Source organism: Vibrio porteresiae DSM 19223 (assembly GCF_024347055.1).
GTDB classification, from domain to species: domain Bacteria; phylum Pseudomonadota; class Gammaproteobacteria; order Enterobacterales; family Vibrionaceae; genus Vibrio; species Vibrio porteresiae.
The window spans coordinates 2145595-2171203 of record NZ_AP024895.1 but is presented as its reverse complement, the minus strand read 5'-3'; the positions used below and the strand labels follow the sequence as shown (position 1 = coordinate 2171203).

The following is a 25609-nucleotide window of genomic DNA, read 5'->3' as shown; positions in this document are numbered from 1 at the left end:
CTCACTCCTTGGGATCTCGACATCTTGGTTCTGAAAACGGTTTACATACATCAACGGATTAGCGTCCTTTGCCAAACAGCACCACTTCGGTTGTTCGCAGTAGAATCAAGAGATCGAACAAAAAGCCGCGGTACTTGATGTAGTACAGATCGTATTTTAGTTTCTCGATGGCATCTTGCTTGCTGCTGCCATAAGGGTATTTCAGCTGCGCCCAGCCTGTTAAACCAGGGCGAACGCTATAGCGTTGGTTGTAGTAGGGGATCTCTATTTCAAATTCTTTAGTAAATTGAGGACGTTCCGGTCTTGGCCCAACAAACCCCATGTCGCCTCGCAGCACATTGAACAGTTGAGGTAATTCATCAATTCGATATTTTCTTAGGAAATGTCCCACTTTTGTGACACGTGGATCAGAGGTTTGCGCCCATTTCGCCCCATCTTTTTCCGCATCAATGCTCATGCTGCGAAACTTGTAAATGGAGAAGAGCTTGCCATCTAAGCCAACGCGAATTTGTGAATAGAACACCGGAGCGCGTAATCCATCTTCCAGCTTAATAGCGAGCATGGCGAGTAACATAAACGGCCAGACAACACTGAAAATCGCCAGTGAAATGCAAGTGTTAAATAGCCAATCGAGCGATTTGTGCAAAGGGCTATAGCGATGGTTAGGACCATAGATGATCCAAGAAGGGTAAACTTGGGTGACCACCACTTGACCTGTTTCGTGTTCGAAAAAATCGACGATGTTACTGATGTTGATACCTTGGCGTTTACAGATAGCCAGGCTTTCATTGGGCAGAACATTACGCCTTTCATCGCAAGCCACTACGATTTCATCAACGTGATTTTTTAGGGCAAAGGTTTCTAGTGACTCTTTAAGATCCAGTTTTCGCTCGCGTTTTATCCCATCAGCCGCATCCCCCGGCATTTCGATAAAACCAACGAAGTTAAGACCAATCCTATCGGTTTTGCGGCGCATATACTGTTCGATCACTTTGGCGCGTTCACCGGTGCCAAGCACCAAAATGTTGCGTTCGCCTAAGCTTTGATAGGCAGTCTTACTTAGCAAGTAGCGAGTACAAACCAGTGTGATGAAGGCAAAGATAGAAAAATACTCTGCAAAATGGGCTGGTTGGTTGATTTCTGTTAAAGCGTAGACTACTTTGTCGATAATATAAGCCAACAAAACACAAACAAATATTCTGATCACAATTCCGCTGAAATTTTCTCTCAACTTTACATTGTATAAACCGACAGAAAGTATAAAGATAGAAATCGTTATAGCGAATATTATCGGTTGAACCCATTGATTTATTATCGTTAGATAATCATCTGATATTAAATAATGAGTTACTAAGTAGTAGCACAGAAAATATGCGCCAATGATAGCGATGTAGTCTGTGACAATCACAATAACGCTACTTGGCTTTATGCCACTGAAAAGTGTAGTGTTCATTTATTTTTATCCCTATCGCCAGAGATAAACTGAATAGGTATGACATGCGATAACCTATTCTAGTCCTAGCATTGTATAACTGACTGATTAATTAATAAAATCAATAAACAATGCTGTCTCTCGCTCATTCTGAATTAATTGTAAAAGTCCATTAGCCAAAACTTTCTTGTATTTTTATATAAATATCAATTAGTTATAATGTCTTTTTGTTGTGTTCACAAATGGCTCATTGTTATTGATAATTTTGTATTTTAGATGGTGATGGTAAAAAGTAAATTCTGTTTAAGCCGTTTCTAATCTTTTTAATGTGTGTATTAATTTGTCCTAATTTACAGCTAGGGTCAACAGCATAGTATATATTTTTCATCGTGCTTCACCTTTTCGTAAATTTACATTTGTTCGTTAGTCTAGTTCAGCGGTTTGGTGATTCCATGAATGTTTGTCTCAAAAATGACACAAATGTGTTGATAATTGTTCATGAGTTCAAATAGCTAAAATAAATAAATAGATATCTGTTTATAATTTGCATTCGGTAATAGATTATTAATGCCTAACTTCGACTATATTTGCATGATATTTATTTATAGAAATGAAGTTAATACCTGAAACAAGGGATGATTAGATATACATACGGTGGATGTAACCATGAAAGGATTGGGTAATTTGAAATTTTTATTATCACGATTAGGTGTGATTTTTTCTGCGTTGTTGATAGGCGCGTGCTCCAGTGCACTTCCAGATTTACCGATGGCGACAGTGCATCCATCATTGACTAAAAACATCAGTGACTACTCTTATCTAATTGGCCCAGGAGATACATTGAATGTGTTTGTGTGGGGCAACTCCGAAGTGTCTGGCTCTTACAAAGTGAGACCGGACGGTATGATCACCACCTCGCTAGTCGAAGATATTCATGCCTCAGGTAAAACACCCACCCAGTTAGCTCGCGAGATTGAATCTAAACTCGCCAACTATGTGCGTCAGCCGATTGTTTCTGTGATTGTCGATGGTTTTGTTGGACCATTTAGCGAACAAGTTCGGGTGATTGGGGAAGCGGCACAACCTAAAGCGATCAGTTACACCAAAAACATGACGCTACTGGATGCCATGATTCAAGTGGGGGGATTAACTGAGTACGCCAACGGTAACCACGCCAGTTTGATTCGTGTGGTCAACGGTAAACAGGTGCAATACGGGTTGAAAATCGATGACTTATTGGAGGATGGCAACATCAAAGCCAATGTCGACTTGCTGCCTGGGGATATCATCATTATCCCAGAGTCTTGGTTTTAATTTGGGGTAATTGATAATGCAGGAATTGTTTGAAGAGATTCTTCAGTATATCCGAGGGGTCTGGCTCAAAAAGCGTTACATCGTCATCGTGAGTTGGCTGGTCTGTATTTGCGGGTGGATTTTTGTCGCGACCATGCCAGACCAATACACCGCTGAGGCGCGTGTCTACGCAGATACGCGTTCGATTTTAAAACCTTTGCTGCGTGGTTTGGCGGTCGAAGTGGACCCATCTAAAGAGTTGCAGCTGATGGTGAAAACCCTGTTAAGCCGCTCTAACTTAGAGATTATTGCACGTAATGTAGATGCAAACGTGCGAGCAAAAAACAGCGAAGAGTATGAAGCCATCATCAAGAACTTGGAAAACAACATCGATATCAGTTCTGGCGGGCGAGAAAACCTTTATGTCATCAGTTACAAGGGTGAAGATCCGATTTACACCAAGAATGTGGTGCAAGCTGCGCTGAATGTGTTTGTGGAAAATACGCTTTCTGAACAACGTCTTGATACCGACAATGCCAGTCAAATCATTGCTACTCAAATCGCTGAATACGAATCACGCCTAAAAACCGATGAATCTAAATTGGCGGATTTTAAACGTGAATACCAAGGCTTTTTGCCCGGCAGTGATTCAGGCTATTACTCTCAGTTAGAAAAAAATAAAGCCGCATTAGAAGATGCCCGTTTGGCATTAAATGAAGCGACAACCAAATCAAAATCGATTGCCCAAAACATGCGTAAAGAAGAGCAACAGGCTCACAGCGCGGTGCTGCGCGGGAAAACCGATTACGATGAACGCATTAACTCACTGCAGCAACGTCTTGATGATCTGCTGTTTCGTTATACCGATAGACACCCCGACGTCATCGAAACCCGTAATCAGTTGGCGGATTTACAAGCGTTACGTAAGAAACAACTGGATACCTTCACGGTTGAAGATGCGTTAGCCAACGACCCGGTCTATCAAGATTTGAAGCGTAATCTCAGTGAATCAGAAAGTGATGAGGCGTCGCTCAAAGTGCGGGTGGATAACTATCAAGCGAAGATTGAAGACCTACAAAAAGACTTAGATAAAGTGCCGGGCGTAGAAGCTCAGCTCACCTCTTTAACCCGTAACTACAACATTACTAAAGAGAAATATGAACAGTTGCTCTCTCGTAAAGAGAGTGCGCGTATTTCGCAAAGTGTCGGCAATTCAGCGGATGACATTAAGTTTCGCATTATTGATCCACCACGAGTTCCTGAAAAAGCCTCAGGACCTATGCGCCCACTCTGGTTTAGTGCGGTATTGCTGGTGGGGTTAGGTGCGGGTATCTGTCTGTCATTTTTGATTAGCCAAATTTCACCTGTTGTGTCATCGACCAGTCAGCTGTTGCAATTGACCGGCTTTAACACTTACGGCGTGGTTTCTGCAACGCGAGTCTCTGGTATCTCCGTTTGGGAGAAGAGAAAAACCAAGTTGTTTATCTTGTCGAATGTGTTGTTGATACTGCTATTTGCCACGATTGTCGCGATTAGCATTGTCCCTTCTATTCAAGACCACGTGATTTAAACGGGGGAGAGTATCGTGAGTACGATTGAAAAAGCGATGGGTGAGTTCCATCACACACCGCCTAAAAAGGATGTTCCAGAAGAGCACATTGCGCCAGTTGAGGCGGTGGCTGCTCCTGTCGCACCAGCTCCTGCGGCTAAAAAAACCGGGAAGAAAGAGCCGTTTAAAGACAGTAGCCGCATTATTCCGATCAATAACTCTCTGTTAGAGAGCTTAGGCATGATCAATAACGGCACGTCGGAAAGTGAACGGCAAATCAAAGACGAATTTCGTTTGATTAAACATAAGCTGTTGAAAAAAGCCTTCTCTCCCGAAGAAGCCCATAAACCGACAGCGAACAAGCGCAACCTGATTATGGTTTCCAGTGCCAACATGAATGAAGGTAAAACCTTTGTTTCGATTAACTTAGCACTGAGTATTGCCAATGAACGGGATAAAACGGTGCTGCTTATTGATGCAGACGTACTGAGCCCAAGTATTGGTGATACGTTAGGCTTTGGTAATGAAATGCCAGGGCTCACGGATTATCTGTTGGGTAATGTCGGCGATTTGCGTGACATTATTTACCCAACCACCGTCCCTGATTTTCGTGTTATGCCGGCAGGTAGCTCTAACAACATGAGTTATGAGTTGTTGTCGAGCGGTAAAATGGCAGCATTAATGGAAGAGATCGCCAGTCGCTATACCGACCGTATTATTTTGCTCGACTGCCCACCGCTACTTGGGGTAGTGGAAACCGTGACACTGTCTAACTTGGTTGGTCAGGCTGTGGTCGTGGTGGAACAAAATAAAACGAAACTTGGAGACATCAAACAAGCGGTATCGCTTCTTAATAGTGAAATCGATACTGGGTTTGTGATTAACAAAGCGGTGCAAAAAGCAGGGCATGGTTATGGATATGGCTATGGATATGGCTATGGTTCAAAGGACAGTAAAAAATAGTATTTATTCGCTCGGCTTGATTCTCTTTGTCACTAAGAATTGTGTTGCAGCGGATGTGTTGGTCACGCCTCGCGTTGAAACCAAACTGGAATACACAGATAACGTTAACTCAGTTGCAACCAATGAACAGAGCAGTTCGATCACCTATTTTATTGCGGGCTTAAACATTGATGCCAAAGGCAATGATGGTGTGTTATCCCTTGACTATCAATTGCAGCAACTTTTGTACTCTTATGATTCGAATGAAAATGAGCTGTATAACACGCTCAAGTTTGATGCTAATAAGGGATTGTTCTCAACCACTAACGTGCGTGGTCATGTGGCTGCGTCGATTTCTAACGTCTCACGTAACATCGAAACTAATGCCAATGACGATGTAAGTAATGGTAATACCGTTGAAACACGCACAGCCCAAGGGGGGTTATCGTATCAAAGTAACCCAGCGGGCATGTTCGACTTTTACAGTGATGTGAACGCAACGGTCACCAACAACGAAGATAACGTCGGGAATAACCATACCTACAACGGCAAAATCAATTTTAAGCAAGGCAAAGAAGCACATACTCTGTTTTGGTCCAGTGTTGATCGCTATGAATTAACCCAAGGGCAGGGGGAAGATAACAACACCACCTCAACAGAAGCTGAAAATGAGTTTGGTTTTCGTACCGACAGTGGAATTAGCCCATTAATTCACTCTTATTACGAGGATTATCAGGGACAAACGAGCAGTGATAGTGAAGATTCGGTCAGTGTTGGTCCGGGTGTGCGCTACTATTTTTCGCAAAATTCCTACTTTGAAGTCGGGTACGATTTTACCTTAAAAGATGACGACTCTAACTCGTGGCGTGCTAGTGGCCATTGGGCTCCATCACCTCGAACAACGTTAGATGCGGATTATAAACAGCGGTTTTATGGCGATGCTTATTCACTCTCTTTTAAGCACACGCATCGACGTTTGACCAATACCATCAGCTATACCGAGTCGGTATCGAACTATAACCGGAGTTTGTATGTCGATGGCAATGAGATCAACCAGCTTTCATTAACCAAAACATTAAGTTGGGAGAGCCAACTGGCATTTAGACGCACGACAGCGAAGTTAAAACTCACTTCGGATAAGAAAGAGTCGATGAGCAATGTGACCACCGATACCGATGTCGATACTTATGGAGCCGAACTCTCCCTAGATCATCAATTGACACGTAACACCACGCTCACCCCAAGCTTTCAGTACAAGTATTACAAGTTTTTTAAAGGGAATGAGAACACACAGCAAGATCATTACCGCAAATGGGATCTAGAGTTGAGTCATAAGTTTGCAGCAGAGTTATCGGTGGATTTAGAACTTTCTATTGAAGATCGCTCATCGACGTCCAGCTCGGCTGCATACCAAGAGAACCGAGTGAGTATCAATCTAAGGAAAGAGCTTTAATTATGTATGAATCGCATTTTGGGTTATCGGGAAAGCCCTTTAAATTAAGCCCTGATCCGACGTTTTTCTACGGCAGCCCGCACCATAGTAAAGCCATCTCCTATCTGCGTTATGGCTTAGAATCGGGAGAAGGGTTTATCGTTATCACTGGGCCTGTCGGTACCGGGAAAACCACTATTGCGCGTAGTTTATTAAGCTCCCTTGATGATTCGATCACCGCGATTCAGTTAGTGACCACACACTTAAGTCCTGATGCGTTAATCAATATGATTGCGTCCAATTTTGGCCTGCAAGTTGAGGGGTTAGGTAAAGCTGAGACCTTAAAACGCCTCGAAGGATTTTTGCACAGTTTACATCGGCAAGGTAAGCGGGCGTTACTCGTGATTGATGAGGCGCAGAATTTGCCTTCAGAGACCATTGAAGAGTTACGCATGTTGTCGAATTTTCAAATAGATGATAAGCCTCTTATTCAAAGCTTTTTGTTGGGTCAGGAAGAGCTCAAGCCCATCATTGAATTGCCTGAAATGGAACAGTTTCGGCAGCGAATTATCGCTTCTTGCCATTTGGAAACGCTCAATACTGAGCAAACTCGCGAATACATACTGCATCGCCTTAGTGTGGTGGGTTGGAATCACCATCCTGAGTTGGCGGATCCTATTTTTCAAATCATCAGTCAGTACACGGGTGGCGTGCCAAGGAAGATCAATATCTTTATGGATCGTCTCTTCCTTTACGCTTTTATGGAAAATGTCACCACCATCGATGAAGCAGCTGTGCGCAGTGTGATGGATGAAATGGGAACCGAGCTGTCGGGCGGTCTGCAGCCGACCGGTCAGATTCGTGCGCCGAAAAACGCCAATACGGTGTCATCGATGCATTATGGCCTTGCTCATGGAGAGCAGAGTGTCGAGATAGACAGAATTCATCAGATATTGGCCGAAGTGAACAAAGTGTTAGACGATGTGATTGCCAGAAAAACACTGACGATTAAACAGTTGGATCGCCTTATTCGCGAAAAGCGGAAGTTATTATCGAGCCGCGGTGATGCCCTTGATAATGGGCGGGTTGCTGCGCCACTGCGCACCAATGAGGCGACTCATGTGAATGGCAATCCCTCTGCAAATGACCTCAATCCAAACCATGAGCTACAAACTCATGAACAGACACCCGTCGCGAGCGTTCACCCCGCCAATGAAACCAATCGGCTGGTGGAAAAACGCTGGTTACAACAGCTGATTAAAGAGCGGGAAAGTGGGCTATAAGCCTTGAATCTCAAAGCGAAGAAGTTAAATAAGCTTGCGAGTAACCGATGTATAAACGTGTATTAGTCATCTGTGCCGGAAATTTGTGTCGTTCACCTTATGCCGCTGGTCGGCTGAACGCCTTGTGCCCTGAGTTGCAAGTTGCATCAGCAGGGTTAGATGTGACAGCTCATGGCCTTGAAGGCAAGGCTGCCGATAAAGTGGCGATTCAAGTTGCGCATGAATATGGTCTTGATTTAGAAGAGCATAAAGCCACTCAGCTTACTGAAGCGTTAGTCGATAGCCATGATGTTATCTTGGTCATGGAAAGAGAGCAGCTAGAACGCTTTTGTCAGTATTATCCTGACGCAAACTACAAAGTCTTTTTGTTCGGATTGTGGAATGGCGGAGTAAACATCGCTGACCCATTTAATCGGGGTGAATTGGCATTTAGGTTAGCGTTTGACGCCATTGATCAAGCGGCGCAAGCTTGGACACAAAAGCTGGTTTAGCCATCTCTAAGTGCAAGATGAACAATGGAAAGATGATTGGCCCTCGGATTGTCCGAGGGCTTTATTTTTTATGGGATAAGTTTGGCAAAGCCATCGTGACTTGAGCACGCAAACCATGGGGAGTGTTGGCACTTAACGTCAGTGTGCCGCCATAAGCGGTCGCGATGGCTCGGCAGATGGAAAGCCCCAGTCCGACGTTAGAACTGGCGGTATCGCGCTCTGCATTAAGGCGGGTAAAGGGTTTTACCACATCGTTAAGCTGCTCATCTTTGATGCCTGGCCCGGTATCTGCCACACAAAGTGTCAGCTGCTCTTGGCTTACCGCGGCGCTAAGTTCAATGCTGGCTTCATTGCCCGCATATTGAATGGCGTTATTGATGAGGTTATCCAGCACGCGTCTTACACTCACCACTGGAAGTTCGAGGGTGACATCAGGAATCGACTGACACTCCAGTTCCACCCCTTTTTCATCGTATTCACTCACGATATCAGCGATCAATTGCGCTAGCTGGCAAGGTTGGCGAATCTCCTGATGGTGGTCGCTTTTGGCAAATTGCAGTGTTGCCGTGAGCATTTTTTCCATCACGCCTAAGGTGTGCAGCAACTGGGTTTTGTCATCGCTATCAGGAAAAAACTCTAGGCGCAGGCGCAAACTGGTGAGAGGGGTGCGCAAATCGTGGGAGATGGCCGCAAGCAGCTGGGTACGATCTTTAATGTAGTCCACCACCTCTTGTTGCATGTCATTAAAGGCGTTAATTGTATGAGTCAAATCTTGCGGGCTTTGCGTGCTATCAACCTGATAAACTTGTTTATTCTGTGCAAAAGCATGGGCGGCATGACCCAATTCAGATACGGGGCGCAACGCGCGGCGAATGATGAGCAATGACCCGAAAATGGTCAACATCATCACCGCGATTAAGGCGAATAGGACGCTGGTCGACCAATGGGCAACATCGTCGGCCAGTCCAGATGAGAAATTTAACCACGAGCCGGACGATAACAATATTGAACCATTGATGGTGGCGCGATAAGCACCATTGTTAACTCGCGCTGACGCGCCATGATGGCTGCCCATCATGCCGGAACCCATCATGGTATTGCCCAGTTGTTCTCGGTGCATCGCATTCATATTCGGATCGAGATTCATCACTGGGCGATCGCCTTGGCTGACCAACGCAATATGGGCGGTGTGTAATCCTAAGCTGTCGAGGCGACTTAAGATCGCTTGTTCAACGCTGCTGCTTGGCTGGCCATCACTGAAGCGAGGTTGGCTAGTGAGCGAGAGCGACAGATCGGCGGAGCTGGCCGCGCGCAAAATAGATTCATGCAGGGTTTCTGGAGTTTGTTGCAATGTATCGGCAACGGAAATCACGCGCTGCAAGGCTCCGGCAACCGATAATTGGCTGAGCCTTTCTGATTTGTCGTAAGAGAGTAGGGAAAAGGTCAATAAAAAGCTCAGACTAAAGCCGAGCAACATCACCAAACCAATTTGGTGAATCAGTTTGCGGGTGAAATACCAGTGAAGCAAACTAATGCGCGTCATGGCTGACCTCACAACTGAATTGGTAGCCGCCGCCCCAGATCGTTTTGATCAGCTTAGGTTGCTTGGGATCGGTTTCGATTTTTTTCCGCAAACGGCTAATTAAGGTATCAATTGAACGATCGTACACATCGGCACCGCGGCCTTGCACCAGTTTGAGCAGATCTTCGCGACTCAACACCACATTGGGATGGCAGAGAAAAGCAAGCAGCATGGTAAATTCAGTTGAGGTGAGTGGGATTAACGCCTGCTGTGGATTACGTAGCTCACGGGTGGTGGTGTTCAGTAACCATTGATTAAACAGATAGTTTTTTGGTGTGCCGGAAGTTTGCTCTTCCACATTAGGAATGGCAAAGTGACGACGTAACACCGATTTGATTCTGGCTAACAGTTCCCGTGGATTAAAAGGCTTCGCCAAATAATCGTCGGCACCGACTTCAAGCCCGACGATGCGGTCAACCTCTTCACCTAAAGCGGTTAACATGATAATGGGAATATTATTCTCCGCACGCAGTTCTCGACATAACGTAATGCCGTCTTTACCGGGGAGCATCAAATCCAGAATGATCAGGTCAAAGCGTTGCGCGTTAAGGTGTTTGTACATCTCATTACCATCGGCTGCGGTCATGACTCTAAGGCCATGTTGCTGCAAAAATCGTTGCAGCAAATCGCGAATGTCTTTGTGATCATCCACCACTAGTATTTGATAAGCTCTTTCCATATCAACCTCTTACCTAATCTCTCTGATACTACTATAACCAGAGTTGCGGCCAAATGTGTGGCAAAGTGTGTCAAAAGGTCGTTTTGTCACGTTTTGCTAGAAAAGAAGGGAATTGCGACACACAAACCGGCGAATTTTTTGTTGTAATCAAGGTGTTCTAAGCGAGAGGAGAAATACCATGAAAACAGCAACCAAAACTTTACTTGTTATCGGCGCATTAGTCGCTTCTGTTGGCGCTTATGCTGCAATGGGCAATAACACGATGGGAAACGGCATGATGGGCAACAGCAATAACGCAACCACCATGCAGCAAGTGCAAAATATGACCCCTGAAGCTCGTCAAGCGTGGATGCAGCAACAACATGCCACTCATATGGCAGGGCAACAAACGGCGATGAACGGTAAAGGGCACCATGGTCAACAGGGTAACAAAGGCAACTGCCCGATGATGGACAGCACAACGGCGACTCCAACCAGCACCAATTAGGGTCAGTGACGCCGCGCAAAGGCAGAACGAAAGTTCTGCCTTATGCATCAATGTGATTAGACAATGCCTGGTCATGAGGTTTACCATCAATAGGTTAACTAGGTTGGTGAACTATGCATACAGATGAATTAATAAGTGACAGTGAAAGGGTAGAGCGCTATTTGGCAGCGCATCAAAACCAGATAATAATGGATATTGGTGACAGCGAATCGCTGTTCTCTTTTTGGCAAGATAACACTTTAACGCAAGTCGTGTTGCCGATAGGTTTTGCTGCGATAGCAGAGCGTCATTTTCCGCATACACCGCCCACCTACGATGACATTGAATACGCGATTAACGACATTGAAGATGAGATTGAAAAAGTCGCGTCATTGATTCCTCATCAAGATTATCAATTGGTGACACAGAACGAGTACATTCGCCAGTTAGCGCTCGCTTGTTTTGTGCAAGAGTCACCCACCATGCTGTTATCGCGGACTGCGTTAGAACGCCTTTTTGGTGAATACGCTGAAATCGTGACAGGACGTCCACCACGAGATTATGAACCGGATATCTCACCGCTTTTTTATGCGAAATTACTTATTTTTCGTGAGTATTTTCATCATCTTAAATTTACTGAGGTGACGATTTTACCTTCGAGTTGGGAGTAGTCGGGATAGTTAAAATCCATATGATATTGCCATGAGTAGGTGTACCTACACCTGCTCAAATTTCCCTTTCTTCGCTTCCCTTCCTTGGTTTTTCTTTCTCTGTGTACACAGAAGCGCACGATAAATTGGCCGCCAAAATGGCATGACGCGCGAATTTAAGATCACATTTTTAAATGATACATCATGATAATCGTCCTATTTTTGATGCTTTTTTATACTAATTTCATCTCTAGTGATCCTTTTTCAAGTCACTTCACGCAACCACTTCATATCGAAACAATCAGTTACATTGGTGTTTACCTTTAATGTGAACCTACTCAATAGTCAGCATATCCATTCATAGTGTTTATACTTTTCTCGCTAGATACCCAAGTCGTCATTATCTAAGGAATAGACCTATGATTAAAAAGTACTTACCTCACTGTGTACTTCTATTAACTGCGCTACTACTGGCTGGCTGTGCCACCGCACCAAAAATCGCAACACCCGAGCAAATTCAAACATTGAATAAACAACCGATGCAAGGCAATACAGGTCAATATCTCTGCCCGCTCACTTCCGATGGGGTGCCAACGGAATGGATTGATAATGCGGTGAATGCTGCCATGGGGGCCTCTTTAGGGGCGACGGCTGGCGCTTACGCTGGGCAAAAATTGATGGAAAATATTCCGTTCATTGGCGGATTCTTAGGTTCAACCGCAGGTGAAGCATTGGGTCGTCAAGCGGCGATTTCAGCGGCTGGCGGAGAAGAGTTCATGCGCACTAACAGTGATCTAAGCTTCGACAATATCGATGACATGATTGTGTATGTTTACGGCGTGTATGGCGCCAATCCGAACTATCAAGAGTTGGTCAGCTCTGTTTCTGAAATCTATCCGGATTACAACAAACGGATGATGGCCGCGCTTTCGAGTGCATCGAAAGAGTATTACACGATGCATCCTGAAACCAATCAATAAGATAGGAGAAGGTTATGTCGGAACTATCCACAGATTTACATGCTCGTAAATGGTACATCGGCGCTATTTTAGGTAGCGCCCTCATGCTGAGCGCCTGTAGCGGAATTGATAACTCAGCGGGACGAGCGACGGTTTACGAAGATGCGTCAGGATCATCAAAAATGGTCAGTGGGGTGGGTATCGAAAGCCAAGATATCATTACCGTCACCGATAAAATGATGCGCGATATGTTACGCAGTCCATCGCTGATGCAGCGTACCACTCCGCCCCGCGTCATTATTGATTCGGAATATTTCACCAACGAGTCTAGCTCGCCAGTGAATAAGAATTTGCTGACCGACCGCCTGCGTATTGGTCTCAATAATGCGGCGGCGGGTAAGTTAATCTTCGTTGGTCGTCATTTTAGTGACATGGTGGAAAAAGAGCGTGAAATGAAACGCACTGGCGTTGTCGATGGTGGCACGATTCGGAAAACCCAAGCCACGGCTGGCGCCGATTATCGTTTGGGCGGACGCATCTCTTCACTGGATGCCATGGATACCAAAGATCATGCGGTGTCGCGCTACACGCAAATCACCTTTGAACTGATTGATCTCGAGTACGGCACCATTGTGTGGTCGAACTATTATGAATTCCGTAAGAGTGCCCAAGATGACGTCGTATATCGGTAAATACAGTGTGCTCGCCAGTCTACTATTGGCGGGCTGTGCGCAGGTTGGGCCGCAGCAATATGCGGCTCAAGCATTAACGCCTGCTGACCAGGCGTATGTTTCTTCTCAACCTGAGTATCTGCGTGCAGATTACACTCGACTCTTTGAAGAGGGCGGGCGTAATCAAGTCCTCAATTTGATGATCATTGGTAAGAAAGCCTTTGCTACCGGGGATTTTCCCAGTGCCGCGCGGGCTTTTGACCAAGCTATTGCTGCGATAGAAAGTGTGTATGCCAATTCCGACTCTGCCGCTAAGGCGCGCAGCTTATGGTACGAGGAGGGGAGCAAGGATTTTAAAGGGGAACCTTATGAACGCAGCATGGTGTATTACTACCGCGGCTTAACCTATCTTGCCCAAGGACAACCGGATAACGCCCGCGCCAGTTTTCTCAATGCGATCATGCAAGATGCCTTTGCCGAAGAGCAACAAAACCGCAGCGATATGGGCTCACAGCTACTTTTGATTGGTTGGACGTCCATGATGATGGGGCGCGCTGATTTAGCTGATCAAGCGTTTTTAGAGCTTGAGCAGCTTCAACCCGATTTTGTCCGTCCTACGCCAGCCGATACCACTTTGATCATTGCTGAAGCTGGTTATGCACCACGAAAATTGGCCGATGGTGTTGGACATCATCAATTGATTTATCGACGTGGCAAAAATCAACGTATCACTGCCGTTGAGTTCGATAAAGCAGGACAGCTGCCGGTGCCGATGACACTGCGCGAAGATATTTTTTGGCAAGCCTCTTCACGAGGTGGACGCCCAGTGGATCGCATTATTGAAGGGCAGTATGTGTTCAAAAGCACCACTCAGGCCGCGGGTGCTGCACTATCGGATGTGGGACGAACGGCGCTCTATTTGTCGCCCGCGTTTGGTCAATCAACGGCCAATTTAGGCGCGGGCATTTCCCTGTTAGGTGTTGGCGTCATGGCCATCTCGGCTCAGACCAAAGTTCGTGCTGATACACGTTATTGGCCCACCTTGCCTGACAAGCTCTATATCAACGCCAAAGCGTTACCTGAAAACGCCGATATTGATCTCGTCTATCGGTTAAAAGAGGGTGGGCAACTGACGCAAGATCCGAATTTTATTATCTCAACCAAAGGTTACCGAGTGATCTGGTCTCAAGGAGAGTAATGACATGAAACGATGGATAATGGCAGCAACCTTAGTGATGTTGATGGGGTGCCAATCAAGCGTGGTACACCGAGCTGATACGCAGCAGCAGAAAGACAATTACGAACAGCAAATTGATAAAGTGGTGTACATCGACCACAACCTTAATCGCGTGGAAATCGGCAGCATGATTCCGACGAGTCGTTCGGTGGTGAAAGTGACCACGGAACGTTTTGGTTCTACTCAATTGGCGATGGGCAATTTGCAGGCTTATGCCGTGATTAAAAATCGCACCGACTATGATTTGCAGCTTGAAGTTCGAGTGCAATTTCTCGATTGGGAAGCGATTCCTTTAGACGATGTGACAGCTTGGACACGTCTCTATTTGCCAGCGAATGGGGTAGGAACGTTTCGGGAGTCTAGCCTATCGCAAGAGGCTAAACATTTTATGATTGAGATTAGAGAGGGACGCTAATGGTCACCAAGCCAACCCGTTGTGGCAAAGCGTGGTTACTAGCGCTTGGACCACTATTCATGTGTTTTTCTGCCCACGCCAACGATCCTACGCCCATGCCAATGATGGCGGAGCCGGTCGAAAAGGTGATGGCACCAGAGGTGGACAGCAAGACGTTTCGTTCTCTCTATCAAATGAAAAAGCAGCCGAATATCGTCATCTTCATTAACGATAAATTGGGTGTCAGTGAACAAGAGTGGCAATCCAATGTGCGTTTTACCATGCAAGAGCAAGCTGAAGAGACCTCTAACGTTGGTGAAAACAAAACGTCGCATAAGCAGCGCTCTTGGATGATGGAAACCCGCAAGAACACGGAGTTAGATGAGAGTGTCAAAGGGGTGATTCCAAGTTACTACTCGAGCTTACTTAAAGATGGCGTCAAGCTGGTGAATCAACGCGTCTTTGCCGAGCTGAAAGGGGACAGTAACGTCATCAGCACCAAGCTAAAATCGGCAGCGCAACTGTTGGTTGAAATTGAACTTACTGACTACTATCCGCGGCAATTACTGGGACAAATCATGGTGTACAGCTTTGATAATTCGCAGCTCTTAGCCAGTGAGATTATCGATGTCGATTTGGATGAGGTGGGAGAAAAACGCTATATGGCAACCAGCAAAGGTTACCAAAAGCAAACGGTTAAAGGTGAGTGCAAAAGCCGCAGCGAGTGCGATCCTCTCAAAGCAAGTGACATTGATAAGGCGTTCGGACAAGCCTTAGCGGAGCAGACCAGAGCAACTCTTTATCAGGCGTTAAACCGCATGTGATTTGCGTATGTCATTGGGACTGTTGAGATGCTGAGCAATAAAAAACAGGCAGAGTGGTGAACTCTGCCTGTTTGTTTGAGGGGGCGAGAAGGAAACGTGATTCCTTTAATTAAATATCCTTAACTAAATACCTTTAACTAGATACCTTGAAAGAGCGAAACGCGTTTTTTCAAGTTACCCATTTCGTCACCAATGGCATTGGTTGCTTGGCGACTTAACTCAAACAGACGCGATGTCTGTTCGCTTTGCGCTCCAAGCGCTTCCAGTTGCTGGTTGATCTCTGATACTGCGATATTTTGCAGCTCAGCTTGCTCGGCAACTTGTTGTGTCAGTGAGAAAAGCTGATGCATAAATTCATCTAAATCATTCATTTTGGTTGCGACAGCTTGCTGGCCTTCTAAAGTATTAACACTCTTTTGGTTAGCTAGGTCGATACGCAGCGTAACATCTTGGGAAGAGTCACGTAGCTCTTTGATAATACTCTGAATTTCAACCGTTGACTCATTGGTGCGTTGCGAGAGCATCCGCACTTCATCGGCAACGACCGCAAACCCACGGCCATGTTCACCGGCACGAGCTGCTTCAATGGCAGCGTTAAGCGCAAGAAGGTTTGTTTGCTCGGAAATAGAAGTGATCACAGACAGCACGGAGAGAATCTTTTCAATGTGCGTATTAAGCTGCTCAAGGCTTGCTTTACTGCTGCTCATTTCGGATTCCAATTCACCCAAATAATGTAAGCTGTGCTGAACTTGGTCGTTGGCGTTACGCAAATCTTGGTTGCCTTGGTCTGAGAGCGTACCCGCTTGAGTTGCCAGTTGTGCCATCAGCAAACTCTGTTGGGTTATATCTTGAGTGGCGGTGAAAATACGCTGCACCGATGCATCTTCTGCGGCGGCGGCTTGGAACAGCTCTTTGGATTGTTGATTCAGTACCACCACCGAGCTGTCTGTTGTGACCACGGCTTCATTCACGGTACGCATCGACTCTTTTAACGTGGTCAAAAGGGAGTTAATGGCTTTGGCTAATTGGCCGATTTCTGCTTGATCTTCGCTGGTGATTTCATGGCCCAAATCGAGGTGATCGGCGGCTTGGTTCACTTTCACCACAATCGCTGATAGCGGTTTGGTTAGAGAGTTTACTGCGAAGTGCAGTAGCACTAGTGCAATGGCAATAAAGATCACCACAAAGGTAATGATGCTGGTCAGCTGCGCATAAATGGGAGCAGTAATTTGTTTCGCAGGCACTTCCAAAATCAGATAACGCGCAAGAGTAGGTACCCACAAAGAGCCCATATAGTAGGTTTGACCTTGAATCTCTTTGGTTTCAATTTTGATCTGGCTTTTATCCGTAATCAAATCACGAATGTGCTCTGTTTGAATGGCATCTAAGTTACTCTCTTTGGGTTTGACTTGAATCTGCCCTTGGTCTGTGACCAACATAGCGCGACCATGTTCACCCAATTTGAGTTTGGTGATCATCTCAATTAATTTATCGACTTTTAACCCAAGGCCAGCTACCGCATAAGGTTTCTGGGTTTTACTATTAATCGCTTGGCTACGGTAATTGATAAAAATAACAAATTCGCCATTAAAGTTTTCCATATTGAGTTCATATTCTTTGCCTGTCGCTAAGAAATTAGGGTAGAAATCTTTGAACTGGTAATCCTTTAACAGCGGGTGAGAAAATTGACCATTGTATTGTAAATACTCGGTTCCATTTGGCGAGTCGACGGTGATAAATGTCACGTCACTACCAATGGAAGTACGAATGGTTTTTAAATGCTGTTCAATAATGGCTAATTCATCGTCTTTGGAGCCGTTATCAATCCAGCGTTGAATAAATTGATCGTTCGCCATCATCTGCGAAGCGGTAATAAAGGGTTTTATTTCCGAACTCATTTGCGCAGAGAGATTTTGCAAATACGTGGGTAATGTTTCGTTTTGCAACTGGCCTAATTGCTGGTCCATGTTGGTAACAGTTTGTTTAACAGTGAAGATTAGGCTAAAAATAACCAATAGCAGCCCAGTCACAATGAACATGCGACTTCGAATAGACAACACTCGCCAACTCATTTTTTATCCTTATGGTATGGTCAGTCCTGAGAGCCATAGATATACATTTTAATCACGTCGTTGACGCGGCAAATTTCTGTATACAATGAATTTGATCACAAAATACTACATAACAATTGCAACAAAATTATTTCAATAAGTGACAAAGGTAGTATGTCTTTTCATATCTTTACATTTCTATTTATTTAGTTATCACTAATTTAGGCTTGGTTTAAATATAGGACAAGGCGGTTTTGCTACTTATTATTTGCTTTTTTCGTGTACACTGTGCCTCTTATATAAATAAGCATTAAATCTCCCTTGATTAAATAACTAAAAATAATACAAGAGAGAAGCTAAATGTAGGGTTCGTCTATTGCAATCTGTTAATAGGATGAATGTGGTATCCATAATTGATTAACCACGACAGTGGTATTTAGGAAAGAGTTCAGAATGAAAAAACAGGCTTGGGGTTGGCTTGCTAGCGGTGGTTTAGCCCTTTTTTCAGCGATGAGTGGTGCGGCAGTATTGGATACGGTCAATACCGTTAACTTAGCCAGTAATGGATTAAAAACGGGCACCGAATTTGAGTATGCACGTTGGTTACAGCACTATGAAGTGAATGGGCAAGATCAAGGTAATGATTCGTCGGCGAATCAGTATGGTTTTATCTATCGACCCGATACCGTGTTTTTGCCAAGCTTGCGCGGTTACTCAACCAAAATGACGTCGGCGCGTTATACCTATGATAAAAATGACATCACGCTGTTTATTGAGCCGTTAACCATTGAGTGGTTACAGTTAGGTGTCGGTGGCGGTTGGACGCAAACCGCAGGCCATCTTAACCTTGCTCAACGTAAGACCCTAGATGAGATAGAACCACACTATTATGCGTCGTTGGTGGTTGGGCCGCATACCGGTTACGTGCGTGGGTTTGCTCATTGGGTTGGCGGTAACGGCGCAACAGATTATGCAGCGGGCTTAAAGTTTCCGATCAATTTTGATATTGCCGATATTGAAATCATTGCGGGCTATCGTTATTCCAAAGTGGATTTTGCCACCTTTGGTGATCACCATCGTGAGATAGAATCTGAGGTCTCCGGCGCTTATCTTGGGGCAAATTTGGTGCTGTTTTAAGCCATAGGTTGACGTTAATGATGTGTGCTGCTGGCTTTCGTCAAAAAATCGGTTAAAGTGGCGGGCATCTGATGTTAGTCACTACGCAAGTTTAAGGCACCGACGATGAGTCAACAACAACCCAACAATCCGCTCCATGGTCTTACTTTGGAAAAAATTCTAACCCGATTGGTGGAACATTATGGTTGGCGTGGGTTATACGCAGAAATTAATGTGAACTGCTTTTACAGCGACCCATCCATTAAGTCCTCGTTGAAGTTTTTGCGCCGCACCCAGTGGGCAAGAGATAAAGTGGAAGCGCTTTACATCGATACATTTTGCTAAATAGATACATTTTGCCAAATAGATACGTTTTGCCAAAAAGCGTCATACCGAACCATAAACAATGCCCGCTCGATGCGGGCATTGTTTTCATTATTTTATTGCTGTTCTAGCTGTTTAATCAGCTCTGCTGAAAGTCAGGCATCGCTTTTTGCAACAGCAAATGATGGCCGTTTTGCACATATACCGAGACTAGGAGTGGGGACAATCTTACGGGGGATAAGATTGTTTGACATAGCTTCCACATCGGCTAAAAAACGCCATAATCAAGATTAGGCAGCACGATTTACTGTTAAAGCTTGAACTAGTGATACCCAGTATCGAACTCAACTGCTACAATCGCGCCTTTCATTTTTGTTATCCGCCAGTTTCTGGCCATGGGAAAAATTTTGCAAACCAAGACTGATTTTCGTTCTCTCGCACTTAAGCCTTCACTGCTCAGTACGCTTGATGATTTAGGTTTTACCTCAATGACACCAATTCAAGCCCAATCTTTACCGCACATTTTGGCGGGTAAAGATGTGTTGGCGCAGGCGAAAACAGGCTCGGGTAAAACTGCAGCATTCGGTTTGGGGATTTTAAACCATCTGGATGTGAAGCGTTTTCGCGTTCAGTCGTTGGTATTGTGCCCAACGCGTGAATTGGCGGATCAAGTAGCCAGTGAATTGCGTCGTTTCGCTCGTGGTATTCACAACATTAAAATCTTAACGCTGTGTGGTGGTGTTGCCATCGGTCCACAAATCGGCTCGTTAGAACATGGTGCGCACATTATTGTAGGTACGCCAGGTCGCGTGTTAGACCACTTGGATAAAGGTCGTCTAAACCTAGATAACTTGACTCAGTTTGTTTTGGATGAAGCAGACCGCATGTTAGAGATGGGCTTTTCTGAAGCACTAGAGACCATTGAGCGTTACATGCCAATGCAGCGTCAAAACCTGCTGTTCAGCGCGACTTTCCCTGGGCCAATTGAAGAGATGGCTCGCGAGATGATGAACGAACCTGTGACAGTAAAAATTGAGAGCACAGAAGATAAAGTCAATATCGAGCAGAAATTCTATCAAGTGACCGATGCGTTGAGCCGCCAAGAAGCGACTCGTATGTTGCTGACGCAATTCCAACCAGAAAGTGCGGTAGTGTTCTGTAATACCAAACGTGAAACGCAAGAGTTAGCTAACTACCTTAGCGATGTTGGCTTCGATGCTAAAGCGCTGCATGGTGACTTAGAGCAACGTGAACGTGACCAAGCGTTGGCGCTTTTCGCTCTTAAATGCGTGAACGTGCTGGTGGCGACCGATGTTGCCGCGCGTGGTTTAGACATCGACGCGTTGGATTTGGTGGTAAACCATCATATGGCGCACGATACGGAAACTCATGTCCACCGTATGGGCCGTACTGGTCGCGCTGGTGCGAAAGGCTTGGCGTTGAGCTTTGTCGGTCCTAAAGATGAGATGAAACTTTCGCTGTTAGAAGATCGTTTCGGTCCACAATCATTTACTCGTCTGCCTGAGCAGCAAGAGATTGAAGATTTCCCAGCCAAAGCAGCAATGACCTGTATCCGTATTGAAGGCGGTAAGAAACAGAAGCTGCGTCCTGGTGATATCCTAGGTGCACTGACGGCGGGTAACGAAATGTCTGGTGCTGACGTAGGTAAGATCCAAGTTCATGATATTTGGTCTTATGTTGCTGTGCAGCGTCCTAAAGCAAAATTGGCTTTGGCAAAAATCAGCAACGGCAAGATGAAAGGTAAATCTTTCCGCGCCCGTTTTATGTCTTAAGCGCTCGGCAAAAGAATAGATGGAAAGGGCAGCATTGGCTGCCCTTTTTCTATTAAAAATAAGTGGTTATTGTGAAGAGGCAATGATTGCTGTTGGGGCGGAAAGCTCAGCTTCGCTGTTGGCACTATTGCTAGCTATTGTTCTGGAGTTAGTTACCATGCTGGAGCCAGTTAACGTACTGGGACTCGTTACCATACTGGTTTGTGCTCCGCCTAACCGTTGACGCCTAGGTCGCTCTTGTTCTGGTATGAATACCGTAAAGCGGAGCTTAGGCTTGAAGTAAGTGGTTAATGCGCGCCAGTTCAATATCAAATGGAGCAGGCCGCCGATAACAAACGCTACGCCGCCCCATTCGTGAATTGGGTGGATGGCCGGAAATCCCACATGCAGCAGCATCAATATCCCGGTTATTGACGTCGACAAATAGCAGACCAGCAAAAATGGGCTTAAGTAAGGACGTTGCATTTTCATCATGATGTGACTCCTGATATCAAATAGCGATATCGTGTTTTCGATGTCCCGCTTATTAAAAAATAGTTCGATACTTACTCCTCTTGTAGTGATATTTCGTATATTTACGCTTGCTTTCATAATGCTGACAAAATAAATATAAATAACAATGAGTGCTATTTATATATAAAGGCTATAGGCTCATTGAATTAATCTATTAATAACCCTTAAATAGGAATAAATAACGGTCATTAACAATAATAGCGATTGATCGGTAAGGGGAAAAATGGGATGGTGAATGCTTAATTTAGGTACAGTAGGATCGTTTATTATGGAAGATATCGGAATCCCTTTTCAGACCATTGACTGGTCAAGCATTCCTAAGCAAGAACACTATGGTACTCACGGTATTGCTTATTGGCAGACCGTTCAGTTTCCCGGATTGCGTGTTCGTATCGTGGAATACACCGCAGGTTACTTGGCTGACCATTGGTGTCAGAAAGGCCATATTGTGTACTGCCTTGAAGGCAAGGTGGTTAATGAACAAGAAAATGGCGAGTCTTGCGTATTAACACCAGGTATGTCCTATATCGTATCTGATGACTTAAGCTCACATCGCTCAGTGACGGAACATGGCGTTAAGCTACTCATTATTGATGGTGATTTTCTTAAGTTGGACAAATAATAACTCTCGTGTCAGCTCGCGATAAATAACCGTCGATGTTGATTATCTCGGCAGGCGCTTCTATATAGAAACCTGCCGAAAGTTGAGCTATTGACTTTGTGCTGCCACGCAGTAACCAATGCAGCGCTCACACCATTCAATAAAGCCTTTTTCACGAATGATGGCACCTTCAAGGATAATAAAGTCACCGAAACGGTCACTGTCGACTTGAGGAACGCTAGGGTATTGCAAAGCAGTCGTTTGTAACTTAGCAAGCTTGGCTGCATGAAGTTCTTTTTGGTGTGTTAAAAGAGCAATTCGCGTATCGAGCGGCAGAAAGTTACAGAAATACATTCTCACCCGAAATGGGTCTTTAGCGGTTTTGCTCATTAACTCATCTTGGTGCAGCCAATTGAGGAGATCGGCTTTGCCTGCGGCAGTGATGGAATATTGCTTCTTCTCTAGTACTTCGCCGCTGATTTCAATATCAAAGGTCACGAGCTGCTCGTCATGGAGTTTTTTTAGCTCGGTGTAAATTTGACTATGGTTAGCGTGCCAAAATTCAGCTAACTCATGTTTAAAATCCTTTGCAATATCATATCCCGTCATTGGATGGCGATTTAGTAAACCAAGAATGGCGTACTTCAGTACTCTCATCATCTATTTCTCATGTTGGCATGTGCGCAAATCATAACAAACCCAATAAATATCAACAATCAACGTGATTTATATCCTGAGTTAACCTGTTTTAGGTCAAGTTGAATTGCGATCTGAATAGCAGTTTGACTTATCATATTGAAACGCTGTTTTAAAAAGTGATTTTACTGGCGTTTTTTTCGTCTGGCTGTGGTTAGGCTAGCTGTTCTTCATTAAGGACAGAACGCTATGCTAAAACCCGTTGCTTCTCTTATCGCTTCTGCGCTTTTGGTCGCGGGCGCGAACGCTGCAAACAGCAGCGATTTTGTAAACTCTCCCGAACATCCGGTATTAACGGCTGCAGAGCAGAAGCCATTTACCGTCGAACGCTATTTAACCCTAAACCAAGACCGTTGGGTGCCAGAAGCGGTGACGATGGCAGAGACGGCTTTTGTGGTCGGTGAGCCGCGTAGTCCAGCACCGTATCACACAGTGCAGCAAGCCATTAATGCGGCACTGGCTCAACATAAAGGCGATGAGCCGATTGCGATTAAAGTACTGCCCGGTCGCTATGTTGGCACGGTCTACATTCCACAAGATGCCCCCGCGATGACCATTTATGGGGCAGGCGATGACGCTAACAAAGTGGTGCTGAGCTTAGCGATTGACTCGATGATTTCGCCCCAAGAGTATCAAACCTTAGTCGGTAGCCAAGGGGAATACCAAGCGAGCGACCCTGCTTGGTATATGTACCAAAACTGTGCTCAGACACCGAATAAAGTGGTCACCACCGTGTGCTCTGCGGTCGTGTGGAGTCAAAGCGATCGCTTTACCTTAGCCAACTTAACGATAGAAAATAGCATGTTAGATGGTATCGGTGCGGGCACTCACCAAGGTGTCGCTTTGCGCACCGATGGGGATAAAGTGCTATTGGATAACGTGCGGTTACTGGGACGACAAGACACCTTCTTTGTCAACAACGCCGATAAAGACAACCAGTATAATACTGAGCGTCATACTCGTGCCTATATTCGTAACAGCTACATTGAAGGGGATGTTGACTATGTATTTGGCCGCGCTCAAGCGGTATTTGATCAAGTCGAATTTCATACCGTCTCATCAAGAAATGTCTCTTCTGCCTATGTGTTTGCGCCAGATACCTTACCTAACTCCACCTATGGCTTTTTAGTCACACAAAGCAAGCTTTCTTGTGATTCAGGCTTTACCCATTTTGCACCTAAGTTGGGACGGGCATGGGAACAAGGGGCAAGTAAAACGGGCTATTTGCCGGGCAAAACGGCCAATGGTCAACTGCTGATCACCCAAAGTCAAATTGAGACTTGTTATGACGTGAACCAACCTTGGGGAGCAGCTGCTACCACTAACCGAGCATTTACGGGAAACGCAGCTAAGCAGCGCGATCTCAACGACGTTAATCACAACCGTCTCTGGCTGTATAACAACAAATTGGTCAAAGGTTTTTAGCGGGGAAAACAAATGACTCCGGTAAGCCGGAGTCATGTTAGGAAGTGCAGTGGTCAACAAAGATTAAACCGCGGCTGGTGTTGCTGCCGGAGTCACAGTCTCTTTCACTTTGTACTTAAATTGAGGAATGGTGATCTCCACGCGACGGTTTTGTTTACGACCATCCAGGGTTTTGTTGGTCGCGATTGGATCTTTTTCACCAAGGCCATCAACGGTCAGTTTGTCTGGGTTAACGCCGTTTTCTACTAGGTAGTCAGCAACAGCTTGAGCCCGTTTTTTAGACAACTGCAGGTTGTAGTCTTTGGAACCTGTTGAGTCGGTATAACCTGTGATAGTGGCTTGCGCTTCAGGGTATTTCAGCAGAGTCGCAATCAGAGGTTGGAAGGCTTCTTTACCCCCTTCAGTCAGCTTAGCGCTGTTAAGTTCAAAGAGGCCTTGGTTGTTTTTAAGACCATGTTCTTTGACGACCCATTTGGTTTGAGGAACGGGCTCTGGAGCAGGTTCTGGTGCCACTTGGGGTTCAGGTTGCACTTCTTGAACTGGCGCCGGCTCGGTTTGGGCGATAGGTTGTACTTCTGGTTCAGATTGGCCCAGTTTGTAGCTGAAGCCGACGCTGACTAAGTTGGTGTCCATGCCATCAAACACGCCGTCGTCCATATTTTGGTAACGTTGATAAGAGACGCGCGCATCCCATTTTTTCGAAATATGGTATTCCGCACCAACTGCACCTGTTGGTACCACATCGTTCGCATTGCCATACTGCATGTAAGCTGCACCAACTTTGGCGAATAGATCAACATCTTGGTTAATCGGGTAAGAGAATTTAGGGGCAAGGGAAATGGCGGAAAGATTATGGTCTGCATGGTGCAAAGAGCCATTTTTCATGTAGTTAATACCTTGGTCGCCAAGCCAATCTGCGCCAAGTTCAACGCCTAACCAATCGTTGGCTTGGTATCCCATAAAGAGACCCGCCGCACCACTGTCATCATCACAATCGCTTGTTTGGTGGCAAGCATCATCGAGGAAAGAGTAGCCAGCACGACCACCCACATAGACATCAGCAAATGCACTTTGAGCCAACAGACTACCACCGATTAGGCTGGCAAGAAGAGTAAAGGCGAATTTAGTTTTCATTTGAATACCTTCATGATTTTTATCGGGAATCCACTTGCTTACCAAGTGACTTCGCTTCCATTGAGTATTTTG

25 protein-coding genes are annotated in these 25609 nt (G+C 45.3%); 18 read left to right on the top strand and 7 right to left on the bottom strand.

The features are described 5' to 3' along the window. Positions 1 to 58: 58 nt before the first annotated feature. The gene (locus OCV11_RS09795; protein ID WP_261892675.1) at positions 59 to 1453 is read right to left on the bottom strand and encodes a TIGR03013 family XrtA/PEP-CTERM system glycosyltransferase; all 1395 of its coding nucleotides are present in this window, start codon (positions 1451 to 1453) and stop codon (positions 59 to 61) included. Positions 1454 to 2116: 663 nt separating this feature from the next. Here OCV11_RS09795 and OCV11_RS09790 point away from each other — a divergent pair. From OCV11_RS09790 to OCV11_RS09765, 6 genes are read left to right on the top strand one after another with little or no spacing between them, the layout of a single operon-like run. Continuing rightward, positions 2117 to 2746: an XrtA/PEP-CTERM system exopolysaccharide export protein gene (locus OCV11_RS09790; protein ID WP_261892674.1), complete on the top strand. Its 630-nt coding sequence runs from the start codon at positions 2117 to 2119 to the stop codon at positions 2744 to 2746. 16 nt (positions 2747 to 2762) lie between these two features. Then, positions 2763 to 4295 (top strand): XrtA system polysaccharide chain length determinant, encoded by a 1533-nt coding sequence (locus OCV11_RS09785; RefSeq protein ID WP_261892673.1) that lies wholly within the window; start codon positions 2763 to 2765, stop codon positions 4293 to 4295. Between the two features lie 15 nt (positions 4296 to 4310). Beyond that, positions 4311 to 5237: an AAA family ATPase gene (locus OCV11_RS09780; protein ID WP_261892672.1), complete on the top strand. Its 927-nt coding sequence runs from the start codon at positions 4311 to 4313 to the stop codon at positions 5235 to 5237. Further along, entirely contained in the window at positions 5200 to 6669 is a 1470-nt protein-coding gene (locus OCV11_RS09775; protein ID WP_261892671.1) for a TIGR03016 family PEP-CTERM system-associated outer membrane protein, read from the top strand. The genes OCV11_RS09780 and OCV11_RS09775 overlap by 38 nt, the downstream gene beginning before the upstream one ends. 2 nt (positions 6670 to 6671) lie before the next feature. Then, positions 6672 to 7931: an XrtA/PEP-CTERM system-associated ATPase gene (locus tag OCV11_RS09770; protein WP_261892669.1), complete on the top strand. Its 1260-nt coding sequence runs from the start codon at positions 6672 to 6674 to the stop codon at positions 7929 to 7931. 47 nt (positions 7932 to 7978) lie between these two features. Beyond that, entirely contained in the window at positions 7979 to 8422 is a 444-nt protein-coding gene (locus OCV11_RS09765; protein ID WP_261892667.1) for an arsenate reductase/protein-tyrosine-phosphatase family protein, read from the top strand. A 61-nt stretch (positions 8423 to 8483) separates the two neighbouring features. Here the strand turns inward: OCV11_RS09765 and OCV11_RS09760 are convergent, their stop codons facing one another. Both OCV11_RS09760 and OCV11_RS09755 read right to left on the bottom strand, forming a co-directional pair. Continuing rightward, positions 8484 to 9965 (bottom strand): ATP-binding protein, encoded by a 1482-nt coding sequence (locus OCV11_RS09760; RefSeq protein WP_261892665.1) that lies wholly within the window; start codon positions 9963 to 9965, stop codon positions 8484 to 8486. Continuing rightward, the gene (locus tag OCV11_RS09755) at positions 9952 to 10683 is read right to left on the bottom strand and encodes a response regulator (protein ID WP_261892663.1); all 732 of its coding nucleotides are present in this window, start codon (positions 10681 to 10683) and stop codon (positions 9952 to 9954) included. The genes OCV11_RS09760 and OCV11_RS09755 overlap by 14 nt, the downstream gene beginning before the upstream one ends. A gap of 178 nt (positions 10684 to 10861) precedes the next feature. Here OCV11_RS09755 and OCV11_RS09750 point away from each other — a divergent pair, with 178 nt between their 5' ends. From OCV11_RS09750 to OCV11_RS09720, 7 genes are all read left to right on the top strand, one after another. Further along, positions 10862 to 11170, top strand: a complete 309-nt coding sequence (locus tag OCV11_RS09750) for a hypothetical protein (RefSeq protein WP_261892662.1) — start codon at positions 10862 to 10864, stop codon at positions 11168 to 11170. Positions 11171 to 11283: 113 nt separating this feature from the next. Continuing rightward, positions 11284 to 11820, top strand: a complete 537-nt coding sequence (locus OCV11_RS09745) for a hypothetical protein (RefSeq protein WP_261892660.1) — start codon at positions 11284 to 11286, stop codon at positions 11818 to 11820. Between the two features lie 398 nt (positions 11821 to 12218). Next, entirely contained in the window at positions 12219 to 12779 is a 561-nt protein-coding gene (locus OCV11_RS09740; protein ID WP_261892658.1) for a hypothetical protein, read from the top strand. A 14-nt stretch (positions 12780 to 12793) separates the two neighbouring features. Continuing rightward, a complete protein-coding gene (locus tag OCV11_RS09735; protein WP_261892656.1) occupies positions 12794 to 13450 on the top strand; it encodes a penicillin-binding protein activator LpoB in 657 nt (218 codons plus the stop codon). Next, positions 13431 to 14627, top strand: coding sequence for a tetratricopeptide repeat protein (locus OCV11_RS09730; RefSeq protein ID WP_261892654.1), 1197 nt, complete (start codon positions 13431 to 13433; stop codon positions 14625 to 14627). Before OCV11_RS09735 ends, OCV11_RS09730 begins: the two co-directional genes overlap by 20 nt. A gap of 4 nt (positions 14628 to 14631) precedes the next feature. Beyond that, positions 14632 to 15081: a putative periplasmic lipoprotein gene (locus tag OCV11_RS09725; protein ID WP_261892652.1), complete on the top strand. Its 450-nt coding sequence runs from the start codon at positions 14632 to 14634 to the stop codon at positions 15079 to 15081. Then, complete coding sequence (locus OCV11_RS09720; protein ID WP_261892650.1) at positions 15081 to 15884, top strand: hypothetical protein; 804 nt, start codon at positions 15081 to 15083, stop codon at positions 15882 to 15884. The genes OCV11_RS09725 and OCV11_RS09720 overlap by 1 nt, the downstream gene beginning before the upstream one ends. A 137-nt stretch (positions 15885 to 16021) precedes the next feature. Here OCV11_RS09720 and OCV11_RS09715 read toward each other — a convergent pair whose 3' ends face one another. Beyond that, positions 16022 to 17956 (bottom strand): methyl-accepting chemotaxis protein, encoded by a 1935-nt coding sequence (locus OCV11_RS09715; RefSeq protein ID WP_261892649.1) that lies wholly within the window; start codon positions 17954 to 17956, stop codon positions 16022 to 16024. A gap of 432 nt (positions 17957 to 18388) precedes the next feature. Between OCV11_RS09715 and OCV11_RS09710 the strand changes: the two genes are divergently transcribed. From OCV11_RS09710 to dbpA, 3 genes are all read left to right on the top strand, one after another. Beyond that, positions 18389 to 19072 (top strand): porin family protein, encoded by a 684-nt coding sequence (locus OCV11_RS09710; RefSeq protein WP_261892648.1) that lies wholly within the window; start codon positions 18389 to 18391, stop codon positions 19070 to 19072. A 105-nt stretch (positions 19073 to 19177) separates the two neighbouring features. After that, positions 19178 to 19396, top strand: coding sequence for a VF530 family protein (locus OCV11_RS09705; RefSeq protein WP_261892645.1), 219 nt, complete (start codon positions 19178 to 19180; stop codon positions 19394 to 19396). Between the two features lie 374 nt (positions 19397 to 19770). Beyond that, the gene (gene dbpA, locus OCV11_RS09700; protein ID WP_373332786.1) at positions 19771 to 21168 is read left to right on the top strand and encodes an ATP-dependent RNA helicase DbpA; all 1398 of its coding nucleotides are present in this window, start codon (positions 19771 to 19773) and stop codon (positions 21166 to 21168) included. Positions 21169 to 21234: 66 nt separating this feature from the next. On the opposite strand, the gene OCV11_RS09695 is transcribed toward dbpA, so the two are convergent. Beyond that, positions 21235 to 21642: a DUF4405 domain-containing protein gene (locus OCV11_RS09695; RefSeq protein ID WP_261892640.1), complete on the bottom strand. Its 408-nt coding sequence runs from the start codon at positions 21640 to 21642 to the stop codon at positions 21235 to 21237. Between the two features lie 307 nt (positions 21643 to 21949). On the opposite strand from OCV11_RS09695, the gene OCV11_RS09690 reads away from it, so the two are divergent. Then, complete coding sequence (locus tag OCV11_RS09690; RefSeq protein WP_261892638.1) at positions 21950 to 22303, top strand: DHCW motif cupin fold protein; 354 nt, start codon at positions 21950 to 21952, stop codon at positions 22301 to 22303. Between the two features lie 87 nt (positions 22304 to 22390). Here the strand turns inward: OCV11_RS09690 and OCV11_RS09685 are convergent, their stop codons facing one another. Next, positions 22391 to 22942 carry a PadR family transcriptional regulator gene (locus OCV11_RS09685; protein WP_261892636.1) on the bottom strand — a complete coding sequence of 184 codons (552 nt, stop codon included), beginning with the start codon at positions 22940 to 22942 and terminating at the stop codon, positions 22391 to 22393. Positions 22943 to 23167: 225 nt separating this feature from the next. Here OCV11_RS09685 and OCV11_RS09680 point away from each other — a divergent pair, with 225 nt between their 5' ends. Continuing rightward, positions 23168 to 24403 carry a putative acyl-CoA thioester hydrolase gene (locus OCV11_RS09680; protein WP_261892634.1) on the top strand — a complete coding sequence of 412 codons (1236 nt, stop codon included), beginning with the start codon at positions 23168 to 23170 and terminating at the stop codon, positions 24401 to 24403. A 63-nt stretch (positions 24404 to 24466) separates the two neighbouring features. Here OCV11_RS09680 and OCV11_RS09675 read toward each other — a convergent pair whose 3' ends face one another. After that, positions 24467 to 25537, bottom strand: coding sequence for an OmpA family protein (locus OCV11_RS09675; RefSeq protein WP_261892632.1), 1071 nt, complete (start codon positions 25535 to 25537; stop codon positions 24467 to 24469). Positions 25538 to 25609 lie beyond the last annotated feature (72 nt).

What these genes read in the sequence shown, in the direction of transcription:
- OCV11_RS09795 (WP_261892675.1), bottom strand. Translation starts at nt 1,453, where the DNA reads ATGAACACTACACTTTTCAGTGGCATAAAGCCAAGTAGCGTTATTGTG.
- OCV11_RS09785 (WP_261892673.1), top strand. Translation starts at nt 2,763, where the DNA reads ATGCAGGAATTGTTTGAAGAGATTCTTCAGTATATCCGAGGGGTCTGG.
- OCV11_RS09775 (WP_261892671.1), top strand. Translation starts at nt 5,200, where the DNA reads ATGGATATGGCTATGGTTCAAAGGACAGTAAAAAATAGTATTTATTCG.
- OCV11_RS09770 (WP_261892669.1), top strand. Translation starts at nt 6,672, where the DNA reads ATGTATGAATCGCATTTTGGGTTATCGGGAAAGCCCTTTAAATTAAGC.
- OCV11_RS09765 (WP_261892667.1), top strand. Translation starts at nt 7,979, where the DNA reads ATGTATAAACGTGTATTAGTCATCTGTGCCGGAAATTTGTGTCGTTCA.
- OCV11_RS09760 (WP_261892665.1), bottom strand. Translation starts at nt 9,965, where the DNA reads ATGACGCGCATTAGTTTGCTTCACTGGTATTTCACCCGCAAACTGATT.
- OCV11_RS09755 (WP_261892663.1), bottom strand. Translation starts at nt 10,683, where the DNA reads ATGGAAAGAGCTTATCAAATACTAGTGGTGGATGATCACAAAGACATT.
- OCV11_RS09750 (WP_261892662.1), top strand. Translation starts at nt 10,862, where the DNA reads ATGAAAACAGCAACCAAAACTTTACTTGTTATCGGCGCATTAGTCGCT.
- OCV11_RS09745 (WP_261892660.1), top strand. Translation starts at nt 11,284, where the DNA reads ATGCATACAGATGAATTAATAAGTGACAGTGAAAGGGTAGAGCGCTAT.
- OCV11_RS09740 (WP_261892658.1), top strand. Translation starts at nt 12,219, where the DNA reads ATGATTAAAAAGTACTTACCTCACTGTGTACTTCTATTAACTGCGCTA.
- OCV11_RS09735 (WP_261892656.1), top strand. Translation starts at nt 12,794, where the DNA reads ATGTCGGAACTATCCACAGATTTACATGCTCGTAAATGGTACATCGGC.
- OCV11_RS09730 (WP_261892654.1), top strand. Translation starts at nt 13,431, where the DNA reads ATGACGTCGTATATCGGTAAATACAGTGTGCTCGCCAGTCTACTATTG.
- OCV11_RS09725 (WP_261892652.1), top strand. Translation starts at nt 14,632, where the DNA reads ATGAAACGATGGATAATGGCAGCAACCTTAGTGATGTTGATGGGGTGC.
- OCV11_RS09720 (WP_261892650.1), top strand. Translation starts at nt 15,081, where the DNA reads ATGGTCACCAAGCCAACCCGTTGTGGCAAAGCGTGGTTACTAGCGCTT.
- OCV11_RS09715 (WP_261892649.1), bottom strand. Translation starts at nt 17,956, where the DNA reads ATGAGTTGGCGAGTGTTGTCTATTCGAAGTCGCATGTTCATTGTGACT.
- OCV11_RS09710 (WP_261892648.1), top strand. Translation starts at nt 18,389, where the DNA reads ATGAAAAAACAGGCTTGGGGTTGGCTTGCTAGCGGTGGTTTAGCCCTT.
- OCV11_RS09705 (WP_261892645.1), top strand. Translation starts at nt 19,178, where the DNA reads ATGAGTCAACAACAACCCAACAATCCGCTCCATGGTCTTACTTTGGAA.
- dbpA (WP_373332786.1), top strand. Translation starts at nt 19,771, where the DNA reads ATGGGAAAAATTTTGCAAACCAAGACTGATTTTCGTTCTCTCGCACTT.
- OCV11_RS09695 (WP_261892640.1), bottom strand. Translation starts at nt 21,642, where the DNA reads ATGATGAAAATGCAACGTCCTTACTTAAGCCCATTTTTGCTGGTCTGC.
- OCV11_RS09690 (WP_261892638.1), top strand. Translation starts at nt 21,950, where the DNA reads ATGGAAGATATCGGAATCCCTTTTCAGACCATTGACTGGTCAAGCATT.
- OCV11_RS09685 (WP_261892636.1), bottom strand. Translation starts at nt 22,942, where the DNA reads ATGATGAGAGTACTGAAGTACGCCATTCTTGGTTTACTAAATCGCCAT.
- OCV11_RS09680 (WP_261892634.1), top strand. Translation starts at nt 23,168, where the DNA reads ATGCTAAAACCCGTTGCTTCTCTTATCGCTTCTGCGCTTTTGGTCGCG.
- OCV11_RS09675 (WP_261892632.1), bottom strand. Translation starts at nt 25,537, where the DNA reads ATGAAAACTAAATTCGCCTTTACTCTTCTTGCCAGCCTAATCGGTGGT.